The following is a 21,003-nucleotide window of genomic DNA, read 5'->3' on the forward strand; positions in this document are numbered from 1 at the left end:
GGCAAGCCGCTTCGGGCTACGCCCTACGCGTCTTGCCGCGGTGAAAGACTTACACCACTTGCTGGGACATCAACAACCAGCCGCTGCCCGTAAGCCAGGCAATCAAAACCCAAGCCGCAAGCCCACCAGCGATAGCTCGCCCGGCCCATTTCGACGCCTCGTCGTACTGTGACTTGTGGTGCAGGCAGGAATTGCAGTAAGGAACATGCCACCACGAGGTGGTTGTGTGCTGGACCCTTTTACCTGTCGTTCGGGACGCCGCTGCGCGAAGCTCCGCATTTGCCTCCCCCCCACAGCACGCGCATTGGCGAGGCCAACTCAAGATTTTTGCAGAGACCTGCAACTGATATGCCACTTACCTTCTCCCACCTGAGGTTTAACGTCTGAATTCACCGGCCTGCGCGGCTTTTTGCGCAGGTCCGGTGGAATGATGGGTTGGGCATCATTACGTCACCTTGGCGGTTTGCCGAACAACCTAACCCAGAACCCCGCCTTCTTCGCGGGAGCGGGGTCGCGGCTCGCTGCTTGCGGCTGCCGTGATGCGACCCGGATTTCAGGGATTCGAGCCTTTGTCGGCTCTTGCGGTAATTCGGTGTTGGCGGAAGCTCTGCACAGCGCATTAGACGCGACCATCCCGAGAAGCGAGGTCAACTCTTGCTCGAAACCGATGGTGATGTCGGTTTCGCCGCTTCGGGCGTGAGCGATCTCGTGGAGCAGGGTAGAGGCATAGGCCTCGATGGAATCGAGTTCGCTACGCTTGACGATGATTTCCGTGCCAGTCCAAAGCCCCCGAGCTTCCGAGAAGCTTCCGGTCTCGGGGCGCATCGTCTCCGAAATCTTCACCGATTGAACCCTCGCAGGGAGCCCTCCGACGAGATCAGCGATCCTTCCGGTCATGTCGAACACCGCTCTTTCGGCCTGCGCGAGCCTTTCGGGCGGGACGAACTTAAACTCGAAGCAATCATTCCATTCGGAAACGAAATTACCCAAATCCTGTATCGCGTTGCCTTCCCTATCGACTTGTCCCGACAGCTTCTCCTTAACGGTGCTGGGAATCGTGATGATCTGCCGCCCGCTCGCCCGAGCCTCCTCGACGAAACGCGGGGCGTTCATGATCTCCTCGTCCGTCAGGAACAGGACATTTCCCGAGGCGTTGGTGATCTTCGAGGCATGCACGGAAACATCCGTCCATTTCATCTCGTCGTGCAGCTTGCCGCTCCCAAAGTTTCCGAGGTCGTCGACGAGAGCCTTGGCGACTGCTTCCGAAGAGGAAGCGAGCAGGATGGACTTCACCCGGTCGGAATAGGCGGTCCTCCCGACATTCGTCCTTTCGCGATTGAGAGCCTTCTTAATAGCGGCCGTCAGCGAAGTGATGTTGTAGGAGAACAGGAAATTCTCCTCTTCGGCGACGCGAATGCCGTTGATGTAAATGTAGGAGACATTGCCAGCTTTCCGCAGGACTTCTCCGTATTGGGTCTTTTCTAGGCTTTCCTCACCGGAGAACCGCAGGAACAGCCGCTTCGCCTTCTCGATGTCCTCATTAGAGCAACCTTTCAGGATGAATTCGGTTCCGACGAATACCGGATCGGATGGATCGGAGATGCAGGCGTGCAGTGTGATGACATCGGAGAAATCATGCTTCTCGGAGCGGTCGAAGGAGACATCGCAAAACTTGGAGCGGATGCGGGTCTCGATGCCCAAGCGGTCGAATGTGGCCAGAGCGTCCTTCAATCCTACGCCGAACTTTCCGATGAGACCGGGGTGGTCGAGCTTTTCCTGATTCTCGTTCATCGTGAAATGCTCGTGCCGAAGGCCGCGGCCGAAGTCCCTGATGCGCCACTGGCCGTCGCCGTCGCGGGAGATGGCGATTTCCCGCGTGCCAGTCAATATCTGCTCGTCGAGCGCGTTGGCAATGATTTCCCGAATGGCATGGAATGCATCCCAGTTTTCAAGCATCCGGTCGATGTTCAGGTCAAATTTCTTCATTGCTACGCTCGCTCCGCTTCGACTGATGCCCAACGTTTGAATTCAGCGGCTGCCGCAGGCAGTCCGCTGGAATGATTGGTTAGGGGCCTCACGGCAATTGGTCGGCAACTTCGTACCCCTTGCGAGTAACTTTGAAGATGTTGCGCTTCGAGCCGACCGCCGCTAAGAGGCCATCATTTTCAAGCTCTTCAAGAGCTGCAGTCCAGATTGCCCGTGAGCGATCATTATTGTCTTCAATGAGGTTCTTCCCACGGACCTGTAAGACATAGCCACTGAGATGAGAGAGGTGCAACACTTGACCTGATGGATCAGCAACACATTCCTTGAGCAAGAATGCTGCTTCCTTTGAAAGGGTTGGACCAGGTTCAAGCTCACGAATAGTAGGCGGGCCCGTCGAATCGGCAGCTGTTTGAAAGTAAGCGTCTCTATTGACCTTCAGCTGAAGTTGGCGATACAGCTTTGTGCGGAAATCTTGGACATCACCATATGGTTCATACAAGCCTCGTGACTGACAACTCAACTTAAACTCTTTCAGGCGACGATACTGATCCGCATCAACGCTATCCGGCAAGACGGGTGCGCTTGAAAAGTAGAGCATGGTTGGGCGACCCGTCTTGATGTGTTGTTCGATCTCTTCGACCGTACCGCTTGCGTACTCGCCTGTAGCAGTTCCAATTCGTGTCCAGAAGACGCCGATTAGAAGATCACAGTCGTGCAGTATTTGTTTGTTGATCAGGGCTTGAGGCCGATCGCCCATCTCTGGCACGGAATGTGTTTCCCATCCAATCGGAAGGAGAACTTGTCTCCGTGCGTCGGAGTTCACTACGTTCCATTCGGACAGAACCTCTCGCACGATGCTGCGCTCGGCGGATACATCGCTGGGCGACGCAATCATGACTTTGTAAACGACGGCGGAGTAGCTCATATCGATTTATCTTGTGAGGCCTAACACCTGAGTTAAGCCGCACCGCGAAGCGGCGTCGGCTTGGATGAATTGTTAGGTATTCCCGCCAAGATCATTGATGCGGCGCCTGACATTCTTGAGTTCATCTTCAAGTTCCTGCTTTCCATAGGTGGCAAGGCTTAGTAGCCATGCACCAAAGCCAAAAACTATTATGGGTATGGCGCCGCCTTCTTCCAGCAATAGATAGGATCCCACTGAAACTACTGCAAAAATCAATGTGTTCCTTACTTGTTTTTTTCGCTTCCCTTTTTTTGCCTCGGGAGACGTGAACTGAAGCCACAGTTTATTCTGCACCGCTGCCTCTCTTTGACTCAGTGACTGTAGCTCTTGGAATCTCCTTTCTCGTTCAGCGTTTTGCCTCTCAATGGCCAGCTGTTGGCGTTGGGCCTGTTTCGCAAATTCCTGCAACCGCTTTCGTTCGTTGCGTAGTACATTCGCCCTCATCTCAATGTAACGAGATTTTGCCTTGTCTGTGTTGCCATCAGAGACAGCAGTTGCCTTTGTCCAGAGGCCGGTGTCCATTGCACCAGAAGACAGCTCGTCGTGGATAAGTGCATAGATTTCAGAGTCCTGCGGGCTAGTGCCGCCTGACCAAACTTGATCAATGAGTTGCTTCAGCATGCGAGACCCCCAATGAATGCCTAACGAATAAGGTAAGCCGCCCGCTGTAGGCGGGTCGGCTTGAGCGAACTGTTAGATATCATTCGCGACCAGGGGGATTATTTGTTGGGTTTGTGCCATGCCCTGTTGTTGGCTGATATCCACTTTGCGGCTTTGGGCCTTCGGGCTGTGAAGGCGGCTTCGCAGGCTGATAGCCTCTTTCGATGCGCTCCGGACGATAGCCTTCATTGAGTGGTTTTTTGTCATTGCTCATGATCTTACTCTCTTAGTTCAACGTGACTAATGTTGTTTGCAAGTATTAAGGTGCCTGAAGTTCTATCGATTTTTCTTAAAAATGCTCCGTGTTCATCGAGTATCCAAGTCTCCTCTAGATAGATTTGTTCATCTGCAGGCGCGCTTGAAGCGAAAGATCTTGAATCATATCTTCCTGCAATAATTTTTCCATTGTTTAGTGTGACTTTGACCCAGTAGGGCTTGCGTTGTTCAAACAAGAAATCCCAAGGTTTTTCTGTGGGGTGAGGCGCATTTTTTTGAAAAAACTCCGAGGTACGGATTTTTTTCCAGAGCAAGGCCCACATGAAAGGCGCAATGATTAATACAAGAAGATAAAAAATATAGTAGCAGAATGGGGAGTTTTTGGGTATATCAGAAACTTCGACCCATCGAATAGGCAGATATAAAATTGCATAGTTGATGCAGCTATAAGTTACTACATCAATGAGGCGATCGGAGCTGCTCTTGCCGCTAGATGGACAAAGTACTTCGTAGGACTTTAGGCTTATAAAGCCCGGTATTGCAAAAGCAATAAAAAGCAAGAGCTTGTTTGCCCCCCAGATATCCATCTTTTCTCCTGTGATACCTAACGCCAAAATTAACCCGCGGACCCGCCGGAGGCGGGGCCGTCGGGTTGAATGCTATGTTGGGCGGCGTGCTGCAACTGACGGGCTTTTGAAAGCTCAAGCTCATATGCGCCGGATGGTGCATAAAAGCGTGCGGCTTCGGCAGCTTTGTTGATGCAACCGTAGTAAAGAACCTCAAGCCTCGCATTTTGATACTGAATGACCATCAAATCATCTGCATGATGAAGAGTGCTCTTGGAAATGGCGACAAAGCCGGATTTCTGACCTGTTACTTTGACACTTATTTTTCGCCCATTAGCAGCAACCACATCAAAACCGTGCTGATTGGCAATGTGCGACAGAGTGCCGCCAACCAATAACGCGCACTCAAACTCTCCGAGCCTTCCGATGAGATGGCGAACTTCAGTGGGCTTGACTCCAAACTCTTCAACCTCAAGTTGGACAAGAGACAAGTATTGGTTTCGCAGTTGCAGCAACCGCTCCTGATTCAATTGACCGGGCGTACTCATGCGGAGTTACCCTTCTGCTTGGGGGCTGCAACAATGGTCAATGTTTGAGTTTTGGGCTCAATTTCATACTTGAGCACTTCAAATAAATAATCGTCAAACCGAAGATATTGATGAAAGGTGTCATTTTCAGGGGCGATAAGGGAAAGAGCCTCTCTTGGAGAGAATGCCAAACTGGCTATTTTTCCGTCGTATTGCTGGAACCGGACGCGAACCCGCCCCGCTCCCTGCCCAGAAAACAACTCCAAATACTCTGGAACGCTCATTTTCTCCCCCTATGACGCACAACTGGAATTAGACGGCACTCAACAAGTGCCCTATTGAACAATAACATGTCGCAACACCCGCCCATTCCCTCGTAAACCCGGATTTCTCGATCATTTAGGCAAACCTAAAATTTTGCGGATGGATGCATCAAGCTTCCCTCCGCCCGACGGCTCTACGGCCGCCCCCAAGCCGCCCAAGCTGCTGGAGCGCATGCGCATTCACCTGCGCACTCGGCACTACAGCATCCGCACCGAGCAGGCCTATCTGGATTGGGTGCGCCGTTTCATTCTGTATCACAACAAGCGCCATCCGCAAGAGATGGGCGCACGGGAAGTGGAGGAATTCCTGAGCCATCTGGCGGTGGATAGGCAGGTGTCGGCCTCCACACAGAACCAGGCGAAGGCGGCAATCCTCTACCTCTACCGACAGGTGCTGGCCGTCGAGTTGCCCTGGCTCGATGAGGTGGTGCAGGCGAAAAGACCGCGCCGGCTGCCGGTGGTGCTCACGCCCGCCGAGGTGCGGCTGCTGTTGATGCACATGGATGGCACGACGGGACTGATCGCGCAGTTGCTCTACGGCACGGGCATGCGGCTGATGGAGGCGCTGCGCCTGCGCGTGAAGGACGTGGAATTCGCGCGGCGCGAGATCGTGATCCGCGAGGGCAAGGGTGACAAGGACAGGGTGACGGTGCTGCCCGAAAACCTGATTGAGCCGTTGCAGGCGCAGTTGTGCAAGGCGCGGGCGCTGCACGAGAAAGATTTGGAAACGGGGCTGGGGCGGGTGTATTAGCCGCATGCGCTGGCGGTGAAGTATCCGAATGCGGACCAGGCTTGGGCGTGGCAGTGGGTGTTCCCCTCACCGGTGCGCGGGGTGGACCCGTGCCCGGATGCGCGCACAGGCGAGCATCTGGAGCGTCGCCACCACGTCTACCCCGAATCGGTGCAACGCGCGGTGCGCGAGGCGGCGAAACTGGCACAGATGACCAAGCCGGTCTCGCCACACGTGCTGCGCCATTCGTTTGCCACGCATTTGCTGCAATCGGGCTACGACATTCGCACGGTGCAAGAGCTGCTGGGGCACGCGGACGTGAGCACGACGATGATCTACACGCATGTGCTCAACAAGGGCGGGCGGGGCGTGTTGAGCCCGCTGGATGCGCTGTAGCGCCAGCGGGCCTTACCCGCGCACGCCGCCCGGCTGGCAACCGGGATGCAAGCTGCCTTGCGCCGATGGTCGCGCGGCGACGCGATCGAACCACGGCCCGATGCGGGGCAGCGCGCGGTCAAACGGCTGCTTGACCGATGCCGCGAAATCCAGCCACACGTAAAGCCAGATGTCGGCGATGGTGAAGCGCTCGCCTGCCAGCCACGACTGGCCTGCGGGCAGCATCGCGTCCAGCCAGGCGATGCGGTCTTGCGCCACGCGCTTGAGGCCGGGGGCGGCTTCGGGCTCGACAGGGATGCGGCCGGTAAAGCGCGCCGCGCCTTCGGCCCAGTGGAAGGCGTTGTGGATGGGCTCGGTGATGTTCAGTTCCACGCGGCGCAGCCATTGGCGCGTTTGCGCGCGTTCTTCGGGCGTGCTGCCGATGAGGGTGAGCGCGGGGTGGCGCTCTTCGAGGTATTCCATGATCGCGATGGATTCGGCGATGCAGCTGCCATCGTCCAGCAGCAGCGCGGGGGTTTGGCCCGCCGGGTTGTGCGCGAGGTAGGGCGGGCGGCGGTTGTCGCCCGTCATCACGTCGATCTGCTGCGTGGGCAGGACGAGGCCTTTTTCAAGCAGGAACATGCGCAGGCAGCGCGGGGCGGGGCTGAGGGCGTCGAAGAGCAGCATGCGGGGGATTTTGCGGCGGGGGTGGATACCTTGGTGGCGGCGGTGGTGTTGGGGGTGGCGGCGGGCGGCTCTCACCCCTGCTTTTCGATGAGGCAGGAACAAAGCCATCGTTTGGCGCTGCTTCACGGGGCAGACAGCCCCTTCCCCCGCTGGCCCCCTCCCCCAGCGGGGGAGGGAGTCAAAAGCCGAGGTGTGCGTACCTACCTCGCCAACAGCGCGCGGCGGTATTGGATAGCCTCGCCCACGTGGGCGACGGTGATGTGCTCGGAGCCCGCCAGGTCAGCGATGGTGCGCGCCACCTTCAGCGCGCGGTGCGTGGCACGGGCTGACCACGCCAGGCGCGTGGCGGCGGTTTGCAAAAAGCGGTGGGCGGCATCGTCCAGCCGCGCGGCGTCTTGCAGCGCCTGGCCGGCGAGGGTTTGGTTGGGCTGGCCCTGGCGCGTGATGGCGCGATCGCGTGCGGCGGCCACGCGCTCACGCACGGCGGCGCTGGTCTCGCCCGGCGGGGCACCCAAGAGTTCTTCGGCAGGGATGTGGGGCACCTCCACATGCAGATCGATGCGATCGAGCAGCGGGCCGCTGAGCTTGCCCTGGTAGCGCGCGATCTGCTCGGGCGTGCAGCGGCAGGCGCGCTGGCGCGATCCGGCGAAGCCGCAGGGGCAGGGGTTCATCGCCGCAATCAGCTGGAACTGCGCAGGGAACACCGCGCGCTGCGCCGCACGGGCGATGGTGATGTGACCGCTCTCCAGCGGCTCGCGCAATGCTTCCAGCGCGCTGCGGGCAAACTCGGGAAACTCATCGAGAAAGAGCACGCCGTGGTGGGCAAGCGAAATTTCTCCGGGGCGCGGCGGTGAGCCGCCACCGACGAGCGCCACCGCGCTGCAGGTGTGGTGCGGGCTGGCGGTGGGGCGCTGCATCCAGTGCTCAGGCGCAAAGCGCCCCGCAAGGCTGGCAATCGCTGCGCTCTCCAGTGCTTCTTCGACCTGCATCGGTGGCAGGATGCCGGCAAAGCGCTGCGCCAGCATGGATTTGCCCGAGCCTGGCGGCCCCACCAGCAGTAGCCCGTGGCCGCCGGCGGCGGCGATCTCCAGCGCGCGGCGTGCGGCGGCCTGACCTTTGACGTCGGCCAGATCCGGCGCAGTGCCCGAGGGCCGCGGCGCGACCGATTCGATGCGCTGCCAGCCTGGCAGGGGAGCCACCGTGCTCTCGCCGCTGGCGGGCGGCAGAAACTGCGCCACCACGTCCAGCAGATGCTCGGCGCCGTAGATGGCGGTATCGGGCACCAGTGCTGCCTCGCGCGCGCTCTCGGCGGGCAGCACCATGCGCGCCTGCTCGCCCTGGGTTCGCAGCGCCAAAGCCGTCGCCAGCGCGCCACGCACCGATCGCAGGCCGCCCGAGAGCGAAAGCTCGCCCGCAAACTCCCAGCCGGTGAGCTGCGCGGCATCGATCTGCCCGCTGGCGGCGAGCAGACCGAGTGCGATCGGCAGGTCAAAGCGCCCCGAATCCTTGGGCAGATCGGCGGGCGCGAGGTTGACGGTGATGCGCTTGTTCGACGGGAACTCCAACCCGCTGTTTTGCAGCGCGGCGCGCACGCGCTCGCGCGCCTCCTTGACCTCCACATCGGCCAGACCGACGAGCGTGAACGAAGGCAGCCCGTTCGCCAGATGCACCTCCACCGTCACGGCCGGCGCAGCCAGACCCAGCAGCGCGCGGCTTTGCACCAAAGCGAGACTCATCGCGTGAACCCTCCCCAATCTGGTGCGCTGCACCCCTCGCAAACATGCGGATTGGCTGGCAAATGTACCTGTGAGCGACTGGCATGGTTCGTGCGGTAGCGAGTCTGACGATCTTCAAACCACCGGAGGAACCATGACCCGCACATCCCTGAAGGCCCTGAGCCTGGCCCTCGCCATCGCCGCTTTCCCCGCACTGGCCAGCGCCCAGTTAAGCGCCAACGTGTCGCTGACCAGCAACTACAAGTTCCGCGGCCAGGATCAGGATGTGCATCGCATCAGGGCGCTGAGCCCGGCGATCCAGGGCGGCTTTGACTACGTCTTTGGCGACAGCGGTTTTTATGTCGGCAACTGGAACTCGAGCGTGAACTGGCTGCCGGGCAACGCGATTGAAACCGATCTCTACGGCGGCTACAAATTCAGGCTCGGCGCCGTGGATATGGATGTCGGCGTGCTCACCTACCTCTATCCCGGCAACACCGGCGGCAACACCACCGAGCTGTACGGCGCGGCGACTTATGGCCCGTTGACGGCCAAGTACTCGCATACCGTCTCCAGGGACTATTTCGGCTGGGCCGGCGCCAAGACTTCCGGCCTGCGCGGGCGCAACACGGGCTACCTGAACCTGGCCTTCGCCACGGAGGTGGCGCCCGGCCTCACGCTCAAGGTCGCCGTCGGCACCACGCGCTTTGCCGGTGACATCCAGGATCTGGGCGTGCCCAACTACGTTGATTACAGCGTGGGCGGCGCCTATGACTTCGGCGGCGGCCTGTCGCTGTCGGCGGCCGTGGCCGGCGCAAACCAAAAGGGCTATTTCGGCGACGCGAACAAGGCGCGCCTGATCGTCACGCTCACCAAGACCCTCTGACGCAACACCAAGAACGCCATCATGAAAATGATCACCGCCATCATCAAACCCTTCAAGCTCGACGAGGTGCGCGAGGCGCTGTCGGACATCGGCGTGCAGGGCATCACCGTCACCGAGGTCAAGGGCTTTGGCCGCCAGAAGGGCCATACCGAGCTGTACCGCGGCGCCGAGTATGTGGTCGATTTTCTGCCCAAGGTGAAGATCGAGGCGGCGATTGCCGACGCCCTGGTCGAGCGCGCCATCGAGGCCATAGAGGGCGCGGCGCGCACCGGCAAGATCGGCGACGGCAAGATCTTCGTGGCCGCGCTGGAGCAGGTGGTGCGCATACGCACCGGCGAGACCGGCGTGCAGGCCCTGTAACCGTAGGCGACGGAGACCCATCATGAGAAAAGTACACGCTTTCCTGGTGCCAGGCCTGTGCCTATTGGCCGGCGCCGCATGCGCCCAGGCGCCGGCCGCACCGCGCATCGATTCGGGCGACACGGCCTGGATGCTGACCTCGACGCTGCTGGTGATCCTGATGACCATCCCCGGCCTGGCACTGTTCTACGGCGGCCTGGGGCGGGCCAAGAACATGCTGTCGGTGCTGGTGCAGGTGTTCGTGATCTTTGCCCTGTGCTCGCTGCTGTGGGCCATCTACGGCTACAGCCTGGCGTTCTCGGGCGAGGGCAAGTTCGTGGGCGACCTGTCCAAGATGTTCCTCAAGGGCGTGGGCCTGGAGAGTTTTGGCGCACTGACCACCATCCCCGAATACGTGTTCTTCGCCTTCCAGGGCACGTTCGCGGCCATCACCGTGGCGCTGATCGTGGGCTCGTTCGCCGAGCGCATCAAGTTCTCCGCCGTGCTGATCTTTGCCGTGCTGTGGTTCAGCTTCAGCTACGTGCCCATGGCGCATATCGTCTGGGGTGGTGGTCTGCTGGCGGCGGACGGCGCGCTGGACTTCGCCGGCGGCACCGTGGTGCACATCAACGCCGGCATTGCCGGCCTGGTGGGCGCCACCATGGTGGGCAAGCGCATAGGCTTTGGCCGCGAGGCGTTCACGCCGCACTCGTTGACGCTGACCATGGTGGGCGCGTCGCTGCTGTGGGTGGGCTGGTTCGGCTTCAACGCCGGCTCGGCCGGCGCCGCCAACGCCGTCGCCGGCCTAGCCTTCGTCAACACCGTGCTCGCCACCGCCGCCGCCACGCTGTCGTGGAGCGCGGGCGAGGCCGTGCACAAGGGCAAGGCATCGATGCTGGGCGCGGCCTCGGGCGCCGTCGCCGGCCTGGTGGCGGTCACGCCGGCGGCCGGCTTTGTCGGGCCCATGGGCGCCATCGCCATCGGCCTGGTCTCCGGCCTGGTCTGCCTGTGGGGCGTGGGCGGCTTGAAGCGCATGCTCAAGGTGGACGACGCCTTCGACGTGTTCGGCGTGCATGGCCTGGGCGGCATCGTCGGCGCCATCCTCACCGGCGTGTTCGCGGCCCAGGGCCTGGGTGGCACCGGGGGCCTGACTCCCGACACATTCAGCATGGGCGTGCAGCTGTGGATACAGGTCAAGAGCGTGCTGTTCACCATCGTTTGGTCCGGCGTGGTGTCCTTCGTGGCCTACAAGATCGCCGACCTGCTGGTGGGCCTGCGCGTCTCCGAGGAGGCCGAGCGCCAGGGCCTGGACATCAGCTACCACGGGGAGACGGCGTACAACCGCTAAGCCGCGTGGATGGGCAGCACCGATGCACGGGCGGAGAATGGGATTGGGCGCCCGTACACTTGCGCCCAATTTTTGCCTTCGATGACCGCTGTGCCCATCCCGCCCACCCCGCCGACTACCGAATCTGCCGCTGCGCGGAAGGCCCGCCCTGCGCATCCGCCCTTGCTGGATCAGCTGGCCCAGTGGTATCCGCGCCTTTTCGGCAGGCATCTGCTGCCGCTCAAGCGCGGCATCTTCGAAGACCTGGTGGCGGCCCATGCGCTGGACCCGGCCGAGCTCAAGCAGGCGCTGGCCTGGCACGCGCGCAGCACGCGCTATCTGGCGGCGGTGGCCAGCGGCCAGCCGCGCCACGATCTGCAGGGCAAGGCGGTGGAGCCGGTGGCGCCCGAGCATGTGCACCACGCCTTGCTGCAGGTGTTCCGCCGCCGCCAGCAGCGCACGCAGGAGGATTTGTCCGCCGAGTTACGCCAGCGCATCGTGCGCGCCTACCAGGCCTCGGGATTGAGCCGCCAGGCCTACGCCGAGCGGGTGCGCGGGCGCGATGAAGCCGCCAACGCGCAGCTCGATGCCGCCCTGGCTGACGCGGCGGCGCAGGATGCCCGCGCCGAGGCGCTGCTGCGCGCGTTCGAATCGGGTACGGCCGATCTGCCCGCCTTCGCCGGGATGTACGGCCTGGCGCTGCCCGAAGTGCAGCGGGCGCTGGCGCGTGCGCGGCAGTTGCAGACCAGCGCTGCGCAGACTGCCGACTGAGCCAGGCTGGCTGGCCGCTGTACCAAAACAGGGCACGGCTCGAGCGCGGCGCTGGCGGCGCCTCTCGGAAGTGTTACTTGTGGTATCTTTTTTGCTTGCATCGGTATTCCACCACCATCGTCGCCATTGCGGCGCAAGCGGCCTGAGCCATGGATTTCTACCGCCAGACCTTCGAGTTGTCTCCCGATGGCCTGCTCGTCGTGGGCAACGATGGCCGGATCGTGCGCGCCAATGCCCGTGCCAATGCGCTTTTTGGCTATGAGGCCGACGAGCTGGTCAACCGGGCGATCGAGGTGCTGATACCGCAGCGCTTTGTCTCCGGCCATGCCCAGTTGCGCGATGGCTACGTGGCAGAGCCGCATGCACGCCCCATGGGCGCGGGGCTGGAGTTGTTTGGCCGGCGCAAGGATGGCAGTGAATTTGCGGTGGACATCATGCTCAGTCCGCTGCAGACGGAAGACGGCACGCGGCTCACGTTGTGCGTGGCACGCGATGTGACCGAGCGCAAGCAGAGCGAAAAACTCATGCGCGATCTGCTGGAATCGGCACCGGATGCCATGGTCATCGTCGATGGCAAGGGGGTGATCCGGCTGGTCAATTCGCAGACCGAAAAACTGTTTGGCTTTCCGCGCCAGGAGCTGTTTGACCAGCCCATCGAAAAACTCATTCCGCAGCGCTATCGCGCGCAGCACCCGTCCTACCGCGGCGGTTACCACAGCAACCCGCGCGTGCGGCCCATGGGGGCCGACCTGGATTTGTTTGCGATGCGCCAGGACGGCAGCGAGTTTCCGGTCGAAATCAGCCTGAGCCCCCTCAAGACTGCCGAAGGCACGCTCATCGTCAGCACCATCCGCGACGTCAGCAACCGCAAGCACGCAGAGCAGGTGATGCTCGAATCGCTCAAGGAGAAGGAGACCCTGCTCAAGGAAATCCACCACCGGGTCAAGAACAACCTGGCGGTCATCTCCAGCCTGTTCTCGCTGCAGGCGGCGAACCTGGATGACGAGGGGATGAAAACCATTCTGCGCCAGAGCCAGGACCGCGTTCGCTCCATGGCCATGGTGCACGAAAGCCTGTACAGCCGTGACCTGGCCGCGGTGGATTTTGCCGAATACGTTACCAACCTGAGCACCCAGCTCATAGGCAGCTACAGCCTTTCGGCCGATCAGGTGCGCCTGTTCACCGAGCTTGAACCGGTGCTGCTCCCCATCGATACCGCCGTGCCTTGCGGTCTGATCCTGAACGAACTGGTGACCAACGCCCTCAAGCACGGCTTGCCGCAGGGTCGCAAGGGCGAGCTGCATCTGGCGCTGCGCCGCGCTGCGGGGCAGACGCTGGTGCTGGAAGTCCGCGACAATGGCCAGGGCCTGCCGCCCGACTTTGACCTGAACAGCGGCACCTCGCTGGGCAAACGCTTGATTCGTTCGCTCATCCGCCAGTTGGGCGGCGAGGTGCAATTCCTGCAGGCCAGCCCTGGCACGCGTGTGGTGCTGACGCTGCTACTGCCCGAAAAATCGACGGAGACTTGACTATGCAGCCACAAAGCGAGTCGCCGCCTTCAGTGCTGGTCGTCGAGGATGAGGCGCTGATCGCCGAGGAGACCGCCGATCGCCTGCAGCGTCTGGGCTATCGGGTGGTGGGGATTGCCGATACCGGCGCCGATGCGATCGCGATGGCCGAGCGGTTCGCGCCGGATGTGGTGCTGATGGACATTCGCCTCAAGGGGGCGATGACCGGCATCGAAGCGGCGCAGCAGATTTATGCCGCCCGCAATACACCCATCATTTTCGCCACCGCACATTCTGATGGCGAGACCTTGAAGCGCGCGCAGATCAACGCGCAGTTTGGCTATGTCGTCAAACCCTACCGCGAGGGCGATCTCGCCATGGCGCTGCGCGTGGCGCTGCACCGCCATCAGGTGGAGAAGAGCCTGCGCGAGAGCCACATCACCCATGAGGCGATTCTCGCCAGCATCAACGATTGCGTGGTGGTGGTGAACGAGGAAGGGCGCGTGGACTTCATGAACCTGAGCGCCGAAGCGCTGCTCGATTGCGAGCGCCTGCGCTGCTTTGGCCAGCCGGTGGACGATGTCGTGCGACTGGTGGATGCGCAAGACCGCCAGACGGTGCAGATAGGTCGTACCCTGCCCGATGGCTATACCTGCATCTTCAACAACCGGCATGGCAAGGATGTGTACGTTGAAGTCACCGTCACGCCGATCGAGGATCAGACGCAGTACGAGATCGGCACCACCGTGGTGCTCAAGGATGTCACCGAGAAAAAGCGCCAGGCCGATGTGATCTGGCGCCAGGCGCACTTTGACGCGCTTACCGGCCTGGCGAACCGCACGATGTTCCGCCAGCAGCTGCAAGCCGCGTGCGAGGCGGCCGACGCCAGCGGCGGCGCCGTGGCGCTGCTGCTGTTCAATCTCGACGATTTCAAGGAAGTCAACGACAGCCTGGGCCATGTCCGTGGCGACGAGCTGCTGCAAAAGACGGCAGCCCGCATCCAGGGTTGTCTGCATCCTGGCGACACCGTTGCGCGGTTGGGGGGCGACGAGTTTGGAGTCGTTGCGCTGGATGCGCGCGACGATGCCAGGGTCATGCGGCTGGCCGAAGAGATCCAGCGTTTGCTGGCCGAGCCGCTGCCCATGGGTGAGACGCAGTGGCATATGCATGCCAGCGCCGGCATTGCGCTGTACCCGCAGGACACCCGCGACAGCAGCGAGTTGCTGCAGTTTGCCAACCAGGCCATGTACAGCGCCAAGGCGCAGGGGCGCAACCGCAGCACGCGCTTCAGCGCCCAGATGCGGGCGCAGCTCAACCGGCGCGCCCTACTGCTGCGCGACCTGCACCAGGCGCTGGAGCGCCAGGAGCTGCTGCTGCATTTTCAGCCCGTGTGCGAGGCGCAGACCGGCGCCATCCTGGGTGCCGAAGCGCTGTTGCGCTGGCGCCATGCCGACCTGGGCATGCTGAGCCCGGCCGAGTTCATTCCGCTGGCCGAGGAATCAGGCCTGATCCATGCGATTGGTGACTGGGTGCTGGAGCAGGCGGCGCAGGCGGCGGCGGCGCTGCATGCCCGCCACGGCCGCTGGGTACGGATCAACGTGAATGTCTCGGGCCGGCAGTTGACCCACCCGAACTACGGCGCGCAGCGCTGGCTGGCGTTGATGCAGTCCAACCGCCTGACGCTGGGTGCGCTGTGCATGGAAATCACCGAAAGCACGCTGGTGGAAAACTCCGAGCAGGTGCGCAAGACGCTGACGGAGTTTCACGAGCACGGAATTCTGGTGGCGCTCGATGATTTCGGCACGGGTTTTTCGTCGCTGGCCTATCTCAAACGCTTTGACATCGACGTGCTCAAGATCGATGCCTCGTTCGTGCGCAATCTGCGCGCGGGCAGCGAAGACCAGACCATCATCGAGGCGGTGGTGGCGATGGCGCATGCGCTGGGCATCAAGACCACCGCCGAGGGGGTGGAAACCGAAGAGCAGGCCCGCGTCCTGCGCGGTTTGGGCTGCAATCACATCCAGGGTTACTGGCTCGCCCGACCCATGCTGCTGCAGGATTTGCAGCGGTTCATCGCCGAACGCGGTTAGCGCATCACTCACGCCGCTGCACCGCGGCCAGCAGCGCCGCGAGCACGATGAGCACACCGCCCGCCCAGGTGGCTGTAGTGGGGCTTGCAGCGTCGGCAAGCACCGAGGATGCGGTGGCAAACAGGATTTCCGACAGCATCACGAGCGAGGTGGTGCCCGACGGCAGGCGGGTGGCGCCGAATTGCAGCGCCCAGTTGGCTAGCACCAGCACTGCTGCCCAGGCCAGCACCGGCACCAGCCATGCCGCGCCTGGCGCCGGCAGTCCCGGCACCAGCCCGAGCGCATGGCTGGCGCCGGCCACGGCAAGGCCTGCCACCGCGCCGCCGGCAAACATCGCCAGCACGCGCGCCTGTGTCGGCTCGCTGCGCAGGCGCAGCAGCAGCACGTTGTTGGCGGCAAACATGAAGCCGCCGAGCACTGCCAAGGCGTCGGCGAGCGAAAAATCCGCGGCCAGGTGCTGCATGCCGCCCCCGGCCGGCCAGAGTACCAGCGCCACCCCGGCAAACGCCAGCAGCAGCCGCGCCAGCGCCCAGCCGCTCGGCCGCTCGCCCAGAAAGCGCCACGCCAGCAACACGGCCCAGGCGGGCATCAGGTAAAACAGCAGTACCACGCGCACCACATCACCAATCGTGATCGCCCAGTTGAAGGCGACGTTGGTCATGCCGGCGGTGAGCATCAGCAGCCACAGCCCGGGCGTGCGCAGCAGGCGCTGGCGCGCCGCGGGGCGCAGCAGCAGCATGGCGGTGGCGATGAGCGCAAACATCAACGTCGTGGCCCACAGCGGGTGCAGACCGGCATCGAACATCAGGCGCAGCGGCCACCAGGAAAGGCCCCAGATCAGGGCGTTGCACAGCAGGGCGAGTGCGGGAACGAAATTTGGATTCAAAACAGGGTTTTGCGCTTGTGTATCAAGAGCCAATAGCTATCGAAAACAGAGTCAACGGTCGCGCCGGGCGATGACTTTCAGGCGCGACATCTCCTCGCGGTGGTGGCGCAGGTTGTGCGCATACCAGCGGCCGATCAGCCACATCACGACGACCACGGTGGCGCCGAAGGCCGTCACCGCGCCAAAGGCCGACAGCCCCCATTTGGCGCAGGCGCTGTAGCCCGCGCCCATGAGCAAAATGGCCAGTTGCTCGTTGAAGTTCTGCACCGCGATCGAGCGCCCCGCGCCCATCAGATGGTGGCCGCGGTGCTGCAGCAGCGCGTTCATTGGCACGACCAGAAAACCTCCGAGCGCACCCATCAGGATCAGAAAGGGCACGGCCACCCATATGCTGTGGATCAGGTTCATCGCCATCACCAGTGCGCCCATGGCGATGCCCCAGGAGATGACGCGTGGCGCACGATCGAGCCGGATGCGCATCGAGGCGAACACCGCACCGCTGGCGGTGCCCAGCGCCACCACGCCCACCAGCGCCGAAGCCTGGGTAGTGCCATAGCCCAGCGCCGCCGCCGCCCAGGCCAGCACCACATAGCGCAGATTGCCTGAGACGCCCCAGAACAGCGTGGTCGAGGCGAGCGAGATCTGCCCCAGCTTGTCGTGCCAGAGCTTGCGGTTGCAATCGCGAAAATCCGGCAGCAGCGCCAGCGGGTTGCGCGGCATGGGCCTGCGCCGGGTGCGCGTGAGCGGGATGTGCAGGTTGAACCAGGCGGCCAGCAGATAGACCGGAATCAGCGCGAAGATGGCGCCCTCGGCGGGCAAATCCACACCCGGCCAGTGGCCCGCGAGCAGCAGCTCGGCAACCTGCGGCGCCACGAGCTGCCCGCCCAGCACCACGCCAAGGATGATGGAGGCAATGGTGAGCCCTTCGATCCAGCCATTGGCCTTGACCAGCAGCGATGCCGGCAGCAGCTCGGTCAGGATGCCGTACTTGGCCGGCGAATACGCCGCCGCACCCAGCCCGACCACGGCATAGGCCAGCAGCGGGTGCGAGCCCGCCAGCATCAGCAGGCAGCCCAGCGCCTTGACTGCATTGCTGATGAACATCACCCTGCCCTTGGGCATGGAGTCGGCAAACGCGCCGACCCAGGGCGCGAGCACGACGTAGAACAGCGCGAACATCGGCACCAGCGCCGCCGCCTGCCAGGGCGCGGCGCCATTGGTGCGCAGCAGGTCCACGGCGACGACGAACAAGGCGTTGTCTGCCAGCGAGCTGAAAAACTGCGCTGACATGATGGTGTAGAAACCGCGCTTCATCGGGAGCTGGAAGGGCGCCGTGCCGGCGGGCGCTGTGGTTGGCCTGGATACTCCGAAGAGCGACGCGCGGGGTTATATCACGCAGGCTGCCCGCGGGCGGGTGGGAGAATCCACGCGCTTGTCGCCCCGCACACCTATTGCACTTATGCCCCGCCCCATTCTTGCCACCATCCACCTGGGCGCGCTGCGCCATAACCTGGCGGTTGCGCGCCAGCGGGCACAGGGCGCGCGCGTCTGGGCGGTGGTCAAGGCCAATGCCTACGGTCATGGCATCGCACGCGTGTTCGACGCCTTGCGCGGCGCGGACGGTTTTGCGCTGCTGGACCTGGCCGAGGCCGAGCTGCTGCGCAAGCTGGGCTGGCGCGGCCCCATCCTGCTGCTCGAAGGCGTGTTCGAGCCGCGCGATCTGGAGCCGTGCTCGCGCCTCGGGCTGTGGCATGCGGTGCACACCGATGCGCAAATCGACTGGCTCAGCCAGCACAAGACGCAGACGCCACACCATGTCTTTCTGTTGATGAATTCGGGCATGAACCGCCTCGGCTTTCCTGCCGCGCGCTACCGCACCGCCTGGGCGCGGCTGAACGCGCTGGTGCAGGTCGACGAGATTGCGCTGATGACGCATTTTTCCGACGCCGACGGCCCGCGCGGCATTGACCACCAGCTCGCCACCTTCGAGGCCGCGGCACGCGACCTGCCGGGCGAGCGCAGCCTTGCCAACAGCGCCGCGCTGCTGCGCCGCGGCGACGAGCCGCGGGTGCACCAGGACTGGGTGCGCCCCGGCATCATGCTCTATGGCAGTTCACCCGACTATCCGGCCAACGGCATTGCCCACTGGGGCCTGCAGCCCGCCATGACCCTGAGCACGCAGGTCATCGCCGTGCAGCAGCTTCAGGCCGGCGACAGCGTGGGCTATGGCTCCACCTTCACCGCTGACCAGCCGATGACCGTGGGCACCGTGGCCTGCGGCTATGCCGACGGCTACCCGCGCCATGGCGGCACGGATACGCCGGTGCTGGTCGACGGCCAGCGCACGCGCACCCTGGGCCGCGTGAGCATGGACATGCTGGCGGTCGATCTCACGGGCCTGCCGCAGGCGGGCGTGGGCAGCGAAGTCACGCTCTGGGGGCGCGCCGCCAATGGCACGCTCCTGCCGGTCGAGGAAGTCGCCGCCGCCGCGGGCACCATAGGCTACGAGCAGCTCTGCGCGCTGGCGCAGCGGGTGCCGGTCGTGGTGCAGGAATAATGCAATAAAGATAGCTGTCAGCGCATATCCAGCATGCGCAAAAGCCTGATTTGACATAAAAATGGCCAAGGACAAGACGCTCTACACCTGCAGCGAATGCGGCGCCAGCAGCCCGCGCTGGCTGGGCAAGTGCCCGGGCTGCGGCGCCTGGAACACGCTGGTGGAGACCGTGGCCGAGCTGCCGGGCGCGGGCAAGAACCGCCTGAGCGGCGCGCAGTACGCCGGCCTGGCGCCGGCGCAGCAGGTGGTGCCGCTCTCAGCCATCGAGGCCTCCGAGGTGGCGCGCACCGCCACCGGCCTGGCGGAGCTCGACCGCGTGCTGGGCGGCGGCATCGTCGAAGGCGGCGTGGTGCTCATGGGGGGCGACCCCGGCATAGGCAAATCCACCCTGCTGCTGCAGGCGCTGGATGCGCTGCAGCAGCTGGGCCTGCCGGTGCTCTATGTCACGGGCGAAGAAAGCGGCGCGCAGGTGGCGCTGCGTGCGCGGCGCCTGGGCCTTGCGGCCAGCCAGGTACAGGTGCTGGCGGAGATTCAGCTGGAGAAGATTCTGACCACCGTCGACGCGGTGCAGCCCGCCATCTGCGTGATCGACTCCATCCAGACGATTTATTCCGACCAGCTCGCCAGCGCGCCAGGCAGCGTGGCCCAGGTGCGCGAATGCGCGGCGCACCTCACGCGCCTGGCCAAGGCCAGTGGCATCGCCATCGTCTTCGTCGGCCATGTGACCAAGGAAGGCGCGATCGCCGGCCCGCGCGTGCTCGAACACATGGTTGACACCGTGCTGTACTTCGAGGGCGACACGCACAGCAGCTTTCGCCTGGTGCGTGCCATCAAGAACCGCTTTGGCGCGGTCAATGAAATCGGCGTGTTCGCGATGACCGAGCAGGGCCTGAAGGGCGTCTCCAACCCGAGCGCAATCTTTCTGAGCCAGCACAGCGAGCCGGTGCCTGGCTCGTGCGTGCTCGTCACGCTGGAAGGCACGCGCCCGCTGCTGGTCGAAATCCAGGCGTTGGTCGATGGCGGCGGCGCGAACCCCAGGCGGCTGTCGGTGGGGCTGGACCGCGATCGCCTGGCCATGCTGCTGGCGGTGCTGCACCGCCATGCGGGCGTGGCTTGCGCGGATCAGGACGTGTTCGTCAACGCCGTGGGTGGCGTGCGCATCAGCGAGCCGGCGGCAGACCTGGCGGTGCTGCTAGCCATCACCAGCAGCCTGCGAGCCAAGCCGCTGCCCAAGGGCTTCATCGCCTTTGGCGAAGTGGGCCTGGCGGGCGAGGTGCGTCCCGCGCCACGCGGGCAGGAACGTCTGAAGGAAGCCGCCAAGCTGGGCTTTACCGTCGCGGTGGTGCCCAAGGCCAATGCACCCAGGAAGCCGATCGCGGGGCTCACGATTCACGCGGTGGAACGCGTGGAGCAGGCGATGGACGCGGTGCGCGGTCTGGGGTAGGCGGGGTATGCGGCTGCGCCGTCTGATCCCGCCACTGGCCTTGTTTGCGCTGCTGGTGCTGTGCTGGCGGGCCTGGGGCTGGCCGGGGCTGGTGGCCGGCGCAGGCGCCGCATTGCTGTGGCTGCTGCTGCATTTCACGCGGCTGATGCAGGTGATGCGCAGGGCGGCCGAGCGACCGGTTGGCACCGTGGCGAGCGCCGTGATGCTCAATGCCCGCTTGGCGCAGGGGGTGAATCTGCTGCATGTTGTGGCGCTGACCCGCTCGCTGGGCGAGTGCCTGAGCGCAGAGGGCGCAAGCACGGAAATCTACCGTTGGCGTGACGCTTCGGGTACGCAAGTGCGCTGCGAATTCGAGGGTGGCCGCCTGCTACGCTGGCAATTGCTGCGCCAGGGTGCGGCCGAATCGTAAAATGACTGGTTGTTCGGGTTCGATTTTCAGAGGATGG

The 21,003-nt window shown here is 63.2% G+C and carries 21 protein-coding genes and 1 pseudogene; 10 read left to right on the forward strand and 12 right to left on the reverse strand.

Features of this window, described 5'->3' with window-relative positions; translation table 11 throughout:
* Positions 1-450: 450 nt before the first annotated feature.
* From ABS45_RS03885 to ABS45_RS03915, 8 genes are all read right to left on the reverse strand, one after another.
* On the reverse strand, positions 451-1,986 hold the full coding sequence (locus ABS45_RS03885) for an ATP-binding protein (RefSeq protein ID WP_291553202.1): 1,536 nt from the start codon (positions 1,984-1,986) through the stop codon (positions 451-453).
* 88 nt (positions 1,987-2,074) lie between these two features.
* Positions 2,075-2,911, reverse strand: a complete 837-nt coding sequence (locus ABS45_RS03890; protein ID WP_291553205.1) for a DUF4062 domain-containing protein — start codon at positions 2,909-2,911, stop codon at positions 2,075-2,077.
* 72 nt (positions 2,912-2,983) lie between these two features.
* Complete coding sequence (locus ABS45_RS03895; protein WP_291553208.1) at positions 2,984-3,571, reverse strand: hypothetical protein; 588 nt, start codon at positions 3,569-3,571, stop codon at positions 2,984-2,986.
* 20 nt (positions 3,572-3,591) lie between these two features.
* Positions 3,592-3,654, reverse strand: coding sequence for a DUF1010 domain-containing protein (locus ABS45_RS17620; RefSeq protein ID WP_366246622.1), 63 nt, complete (start codon positions 3,652-3,654; stop codon positions 3,592-3,594).
* On the reverse strand, positions 3,651-3,824 hold the full coding sequence (locus tag ABS45_RS03900) for a hypothetical protein (protein WP_291553211.1): 174 nt from the start codon (positions 3,822-3,824) through the stop codon (positions 3,651-3,653). Before ABS45_RS03900 ends, ABS45_RS17620 begins: the two co-directional genes overlap by 4 nt.
* A 4-nt stretch (positions 3,825-3,828) precedes the next feature.
* Positions 3,829-4,413, reverse strand: coding sequence for a DUF6338 family protein (locus ABS45_RS03905; protein WP_291553213.1), 585 nt, complete (start codon positions 4,411-4,413; stop codon positions 3,829-3,831).
* A 29-nt stretch (positions 4,414-4,442) separates the two neighbouring features.
* Positions 4,443-4,940, reverse strand: coding sequence for a hypothetical protein (locus ABS45_RS03910; RefSeq protein ID WP_291553216.1), 498 nt, complete (start codon positions 4,938-4,940; stop codon positions 4,443-4,445).
* Positions 4,937-5,203, reverse strand: a complete 267-nt coding sequence (locus ABS45_RS03915) for a hypothetical protein (RefSeq protein ID WP_291553219.1) — start codon at positions 5,201-5,203, stop codon at positions 4,937-4,939. The genes ABS45_RS03910 and ABS45_RS03915 overlap by 4 nt, the downstream gene beginning before the upstream one ends.
* Before the next feature lie 139 nt (positions 5,204-5,342).
* Between ABS45_RS03915 and ABS45_RS03920 the strand changes: the two are divergent.
* A pseudogene (locus ABS45_RS03920) lies at positions 5,343-6,368 on the forward strand (integron integrase).
* Positions 6,369-6,380: 12 nt separating this feature from the next.
* Here the strand turns inward: ABS45_RS03920 and ABS45_RS03925 are convergent.
* Both ABS45_RS03925 and ABS45_RS03930 read right to left on the reverse strand, forming a co-directional pair.
* On the reverse strand, positions 6,381-7,034 hold the full coding sequence (locus tag ABS45_RS03925) for a glutathione S-transferase family protein (RefSeq protein WP_291553221.1): 654 nt from the start codon (positions 7,032-7,034) through the stop codon (positions 6,381-6,383).
* A gap of 200 nt (positions 7,035-7,234) precedes the next feature.
* Positions 7,235-8,770, reverse strand: coding sequence for a YifB family Mg chelatase-like AAA ATPase (locus tag ABS45_RS03930; RefSeq protein ID WP_291553223.1), 1,536 nt, complete (start codon positions 8,768-8,770; stop codon positions 7,235-7,237).
* A gap of 133 nt (positions 8,771-8,903) precedes the next feature.
* Here ABS45_RS03930 and ABS45_RS03935 point away from each other — a divergent pair, with 133 nt between their 5' ends.
* From ABS45_RS03935 to ABS45_RS03960, 6 genes are all read left to right on the forward strand, one after another.
* Positions 8,904-9,635, forward strand: coding sequence for a TorF family putative porin (locus ABS45_RS03935; RefSeq protein WP_291553225.1), 732 nt, complete (start codon positions 8,904-8,906; stop codon positions 9,633-9,635).
* A 21-nt stretch (positions 9,636-9,656) separates the two neighbouring features.
* The gene (locus ABS45_RS03940; RefSeq protein WP_291553227.1) at positions 9,657-9,995 is read left to right on the forward strand and encodes a P-II family nitrogen regulator; all 339 of its coding nucleotides are present in this window, start codon (positions 9,657-9,659) and stop codon (positions 9,993-9,995) included.
* A 22-nt stretch (positions 9,996-10,017) separates the two neighbouring features.
* Positions 10,018-11,322, forward strand: coding sequence for an ammonium transporter (amt, locus tag ABS45_RS03945; protein WP_291553230.1), 1,305 nt, complete (start codon positions 10,018-10,020; stop codon positions 11,320-11,322).
* An 81-nt stretch (positions 11,323-11,403) separates the two neighbouring features.
* Positions 11,404-12,072, forward strand: coding sequence for a ProQ/FinO family protein (locus tag ABS45_RS03950; protein WP_291553231.1), 669 nt, complete (start codon positions 11,404-11,406; stop codon positions 12,070-12,072).
* A 149-nt stretch (positions 12,073-12,221) separates the two neighbouring features.
* Positions 12,222-13,601, forward strand: coding sequence for a PAS domain S-box protein (locus ABS45_RS03955; protein WP_291553232.1), 1,380 nt, complete (start codon positions 12,222-12,224; stop codon positions 13,599-13,601).
* Positions 13,602-13,603: 2 nt separating this feature from the next.
* A complete protein-coding gene (locus tag ABS45_RS03960; protein WP_291553236.1) occupies positions 13,604-15,670 on the forward strand; it encodes an EAL domain-containing protein in 2,067 nt (688 codons plus the stop codon).
* 4 nt (positions 15,671-15,674) lie between these two features.
* Here ABS45_RS03960 and ABS45_RS03965 read toward each other — a convergent pair whose 3' ends face one another.
* Positions 15,675-16,556: a DMT family transporter gene (locus ABS45_RS03965; protein ID WP_291553238.1), complete on the reverse strand. Its 882-nt coding sequence runs from the start codon at positions 16,554-16,556 to the stop codon at positions 15,675-15,677.
* 51 nt (positions 16,557-16,607) lie between these two features.
* Complete coding sequence (gene lplT / locus ABS45_RS03970; RefSeq protein ID WP_291553240.1) at positions 16,608-17,870, reverse strand: lysophospholipid transporter LplT; 1,263 nt, start codon at positions 17,868-17,870, stop codon at positions 16,608-16,610.
* Positions 17,871-18,015: 145 nt separating this feature from the next.
* Between lplT and alr the strand changes: the two genes are divergently transcribed.
* From alr to ABS45_RS03985, 3 genes are all read left to right on the forward strand, one after another.
* Positions 18,016-19,113 carry an alanine racemase gene (gene alr / locus ABS45_RS03975; RefSeq protein ID WP_291553243.1) on the forward strand — a complete coding sequence of 366 codons (1,098 nt, stop codon included), beginning with the start codon at positions 18,016-18,018 and terminating at the stop codon, positions 19,111-19,113.
* A gap of 61 nt (positions 19,114-19,174) precedes the next feature.
* Positions 19,175-20,557: a DNA repair protein RadA gene (gene radA, locus ABS45_RS03980; RefSeq protein ID WP_291553246.1), complete on the forward strand. Its 1,383-nt coding sequence runs from the start codon at positions 19,175-19,177 to the stop codon at positions 20,555-20,557.
* Between the two features lie 7 nt (positions 20,558-20,564).
* Positions 20,565-20,966 carry a glycerate kinase gene (locus ABS45_RS03985; protein ID WP_291553248.1) on the forward strand — a complete coding sequence of 134 codons (402 nt, stop codon included), beginning with the start codon at positions 20,565-20,567 and terminating at the stop codon, positions 20,964-20,966.
* The last annotated feature ends 37 nt before the right edge of the window (positions 20,967-21,003 follow it).

It is taken from the genome of Comamonas sp. SCN 65-56 (assembly GCF_001724135.1).
Lineage (GTDB): Bacteria > Pseudomonadota > Gammaproteobacteria > Burkholderiales > Burkholderiaceae_C > Comamonas_C.

Coding starts and splice junctions, on each gene's coding strand:
- ABS45_RS03885 (WP_291553202.1), bottom strand. CDS start 1,986: ATGAAGAAATTTGACCTGAACATCGACCGGATGCTTGAAAACTGGGAT.
- ABS45_RS03890 (WP_291553205.1), bottom strand. CDS start 2,911: ATGAGCTACTCCGCCGTCGTTTACAAAGTCATGATTGCGTCGCCCAGC.
- ABS45_RS03895 (WP_291553208.1), bottom strand. CDS start 3,571: ATGCTGAAGCAACTCATTGATCAAGTTTGGTCAGGCGGCACTAGCCCG.
- ABS45_RS03900 (WP_291553211.1), bottom strand. CDS start 3,824: ATGAGCAATGACAAAAAACCACTCAATGAAGGCTATCGTCCGGAGCGC.
- ABS45_RS03905 (WP_291553213.1), bottom strand. CDS start 4,413: ATGGATATCTGGGGGGCAAACAAGCTCTTGCTTTTTATTGCTTTTGCA.
- ABS45_RS03910 (WP_291553216.1), bottom strand. CDS start 4,940: ATGAGTACGCCCGGTCAATTGAATCAGGAGCGGTTGCTGCAACTGCGA.
- ABS45_RS03915 (WP_291553219.1), bottom strand. CDS start 5,203: ATGAGCGTTCCAGAGTATTTGGAGTTGTTTTCTGGGCAGGGAGCGGGG.
- ABS45_RS03925 (WP_291553221.1), bottom strand. CDS start 7,034: ATGCTGCTCTTCGACGCCCTCAGCCCCGCCCCGCGCTGCCTGCGCATG.
- ABS45_RS03930 (WP_291553223.1), bottom strand. CDS start 8,770: ATGAGTCTCGCTTTGGTGCAAAGCCGCGCGCTGCTGGGTCTGGCTGCG.
- ABS45_RS03935 (WP_291553225.1), top strand. CDS start 8,904: ATGACCCGCACATCCCTGAAGGCCCTGAGCCTGGCCCTCGCCATCGCC.
- ABS45_RS03940 (WP_291553227.1), top strand. CDS start 9,657: ATGAAAATGATCACCGCCATCATCAAACCCTTCAAGCTCGACGAGGTG.
- amt (WP_291553230.1), top strand. CDS start 10,018: ATGAGAAAAGTACACGCTTTCCTGGTGCCAGGCCTGTGCCTATTGGCC.
- ABS45_RS03950 (WP_291553231.1), top strand. CDS start 11,404: ATGACCGCTGTGCCCATCCCGCCCACCCCGCCGACTACCGAATCTGCC.
- ABS45_RS03955 (WP_291553232.1), top strand. CDS start 12,222: ATGGATTTCTACCGCCAGACCTTCGAGTTGTCTCCCGATGGCCTGCTC.
- ABS45_RS03960 (WP_291553236.1), top strand. CDS start 13,604: ATGCAGCCACAAAGCGAGTCGCCGCCTTCAGTGCTGGTCGTCGAGGAT.
- lplT (WP_291553240.1), bottom strand. CDS start 17,870: ATGAAGCGCGGTTTCTACACCATCATGTCAGCGCAGTTTTTCAGCTCG.
- alr (WP_291553243.1), top strand. CDS start 18,016: ATGCCCCGCCCCATTCTTGCCACCATCCACCTGGGCGCGCTGCGCCAT.
- radA (WP_291553246.1), top strand. CDS start 19,175: ATGGCCAAGGACAAGACGCTCTACACCTGCAGCGAATGCGGCGCCAGC.
- ABS45_RS03985 (WP_291553248.1), top strand. CDS start 20,565: ATGCGGCTGCGCCGTCTGATCCCGCCACTGGCCTTGTTTGCGCTGCTG.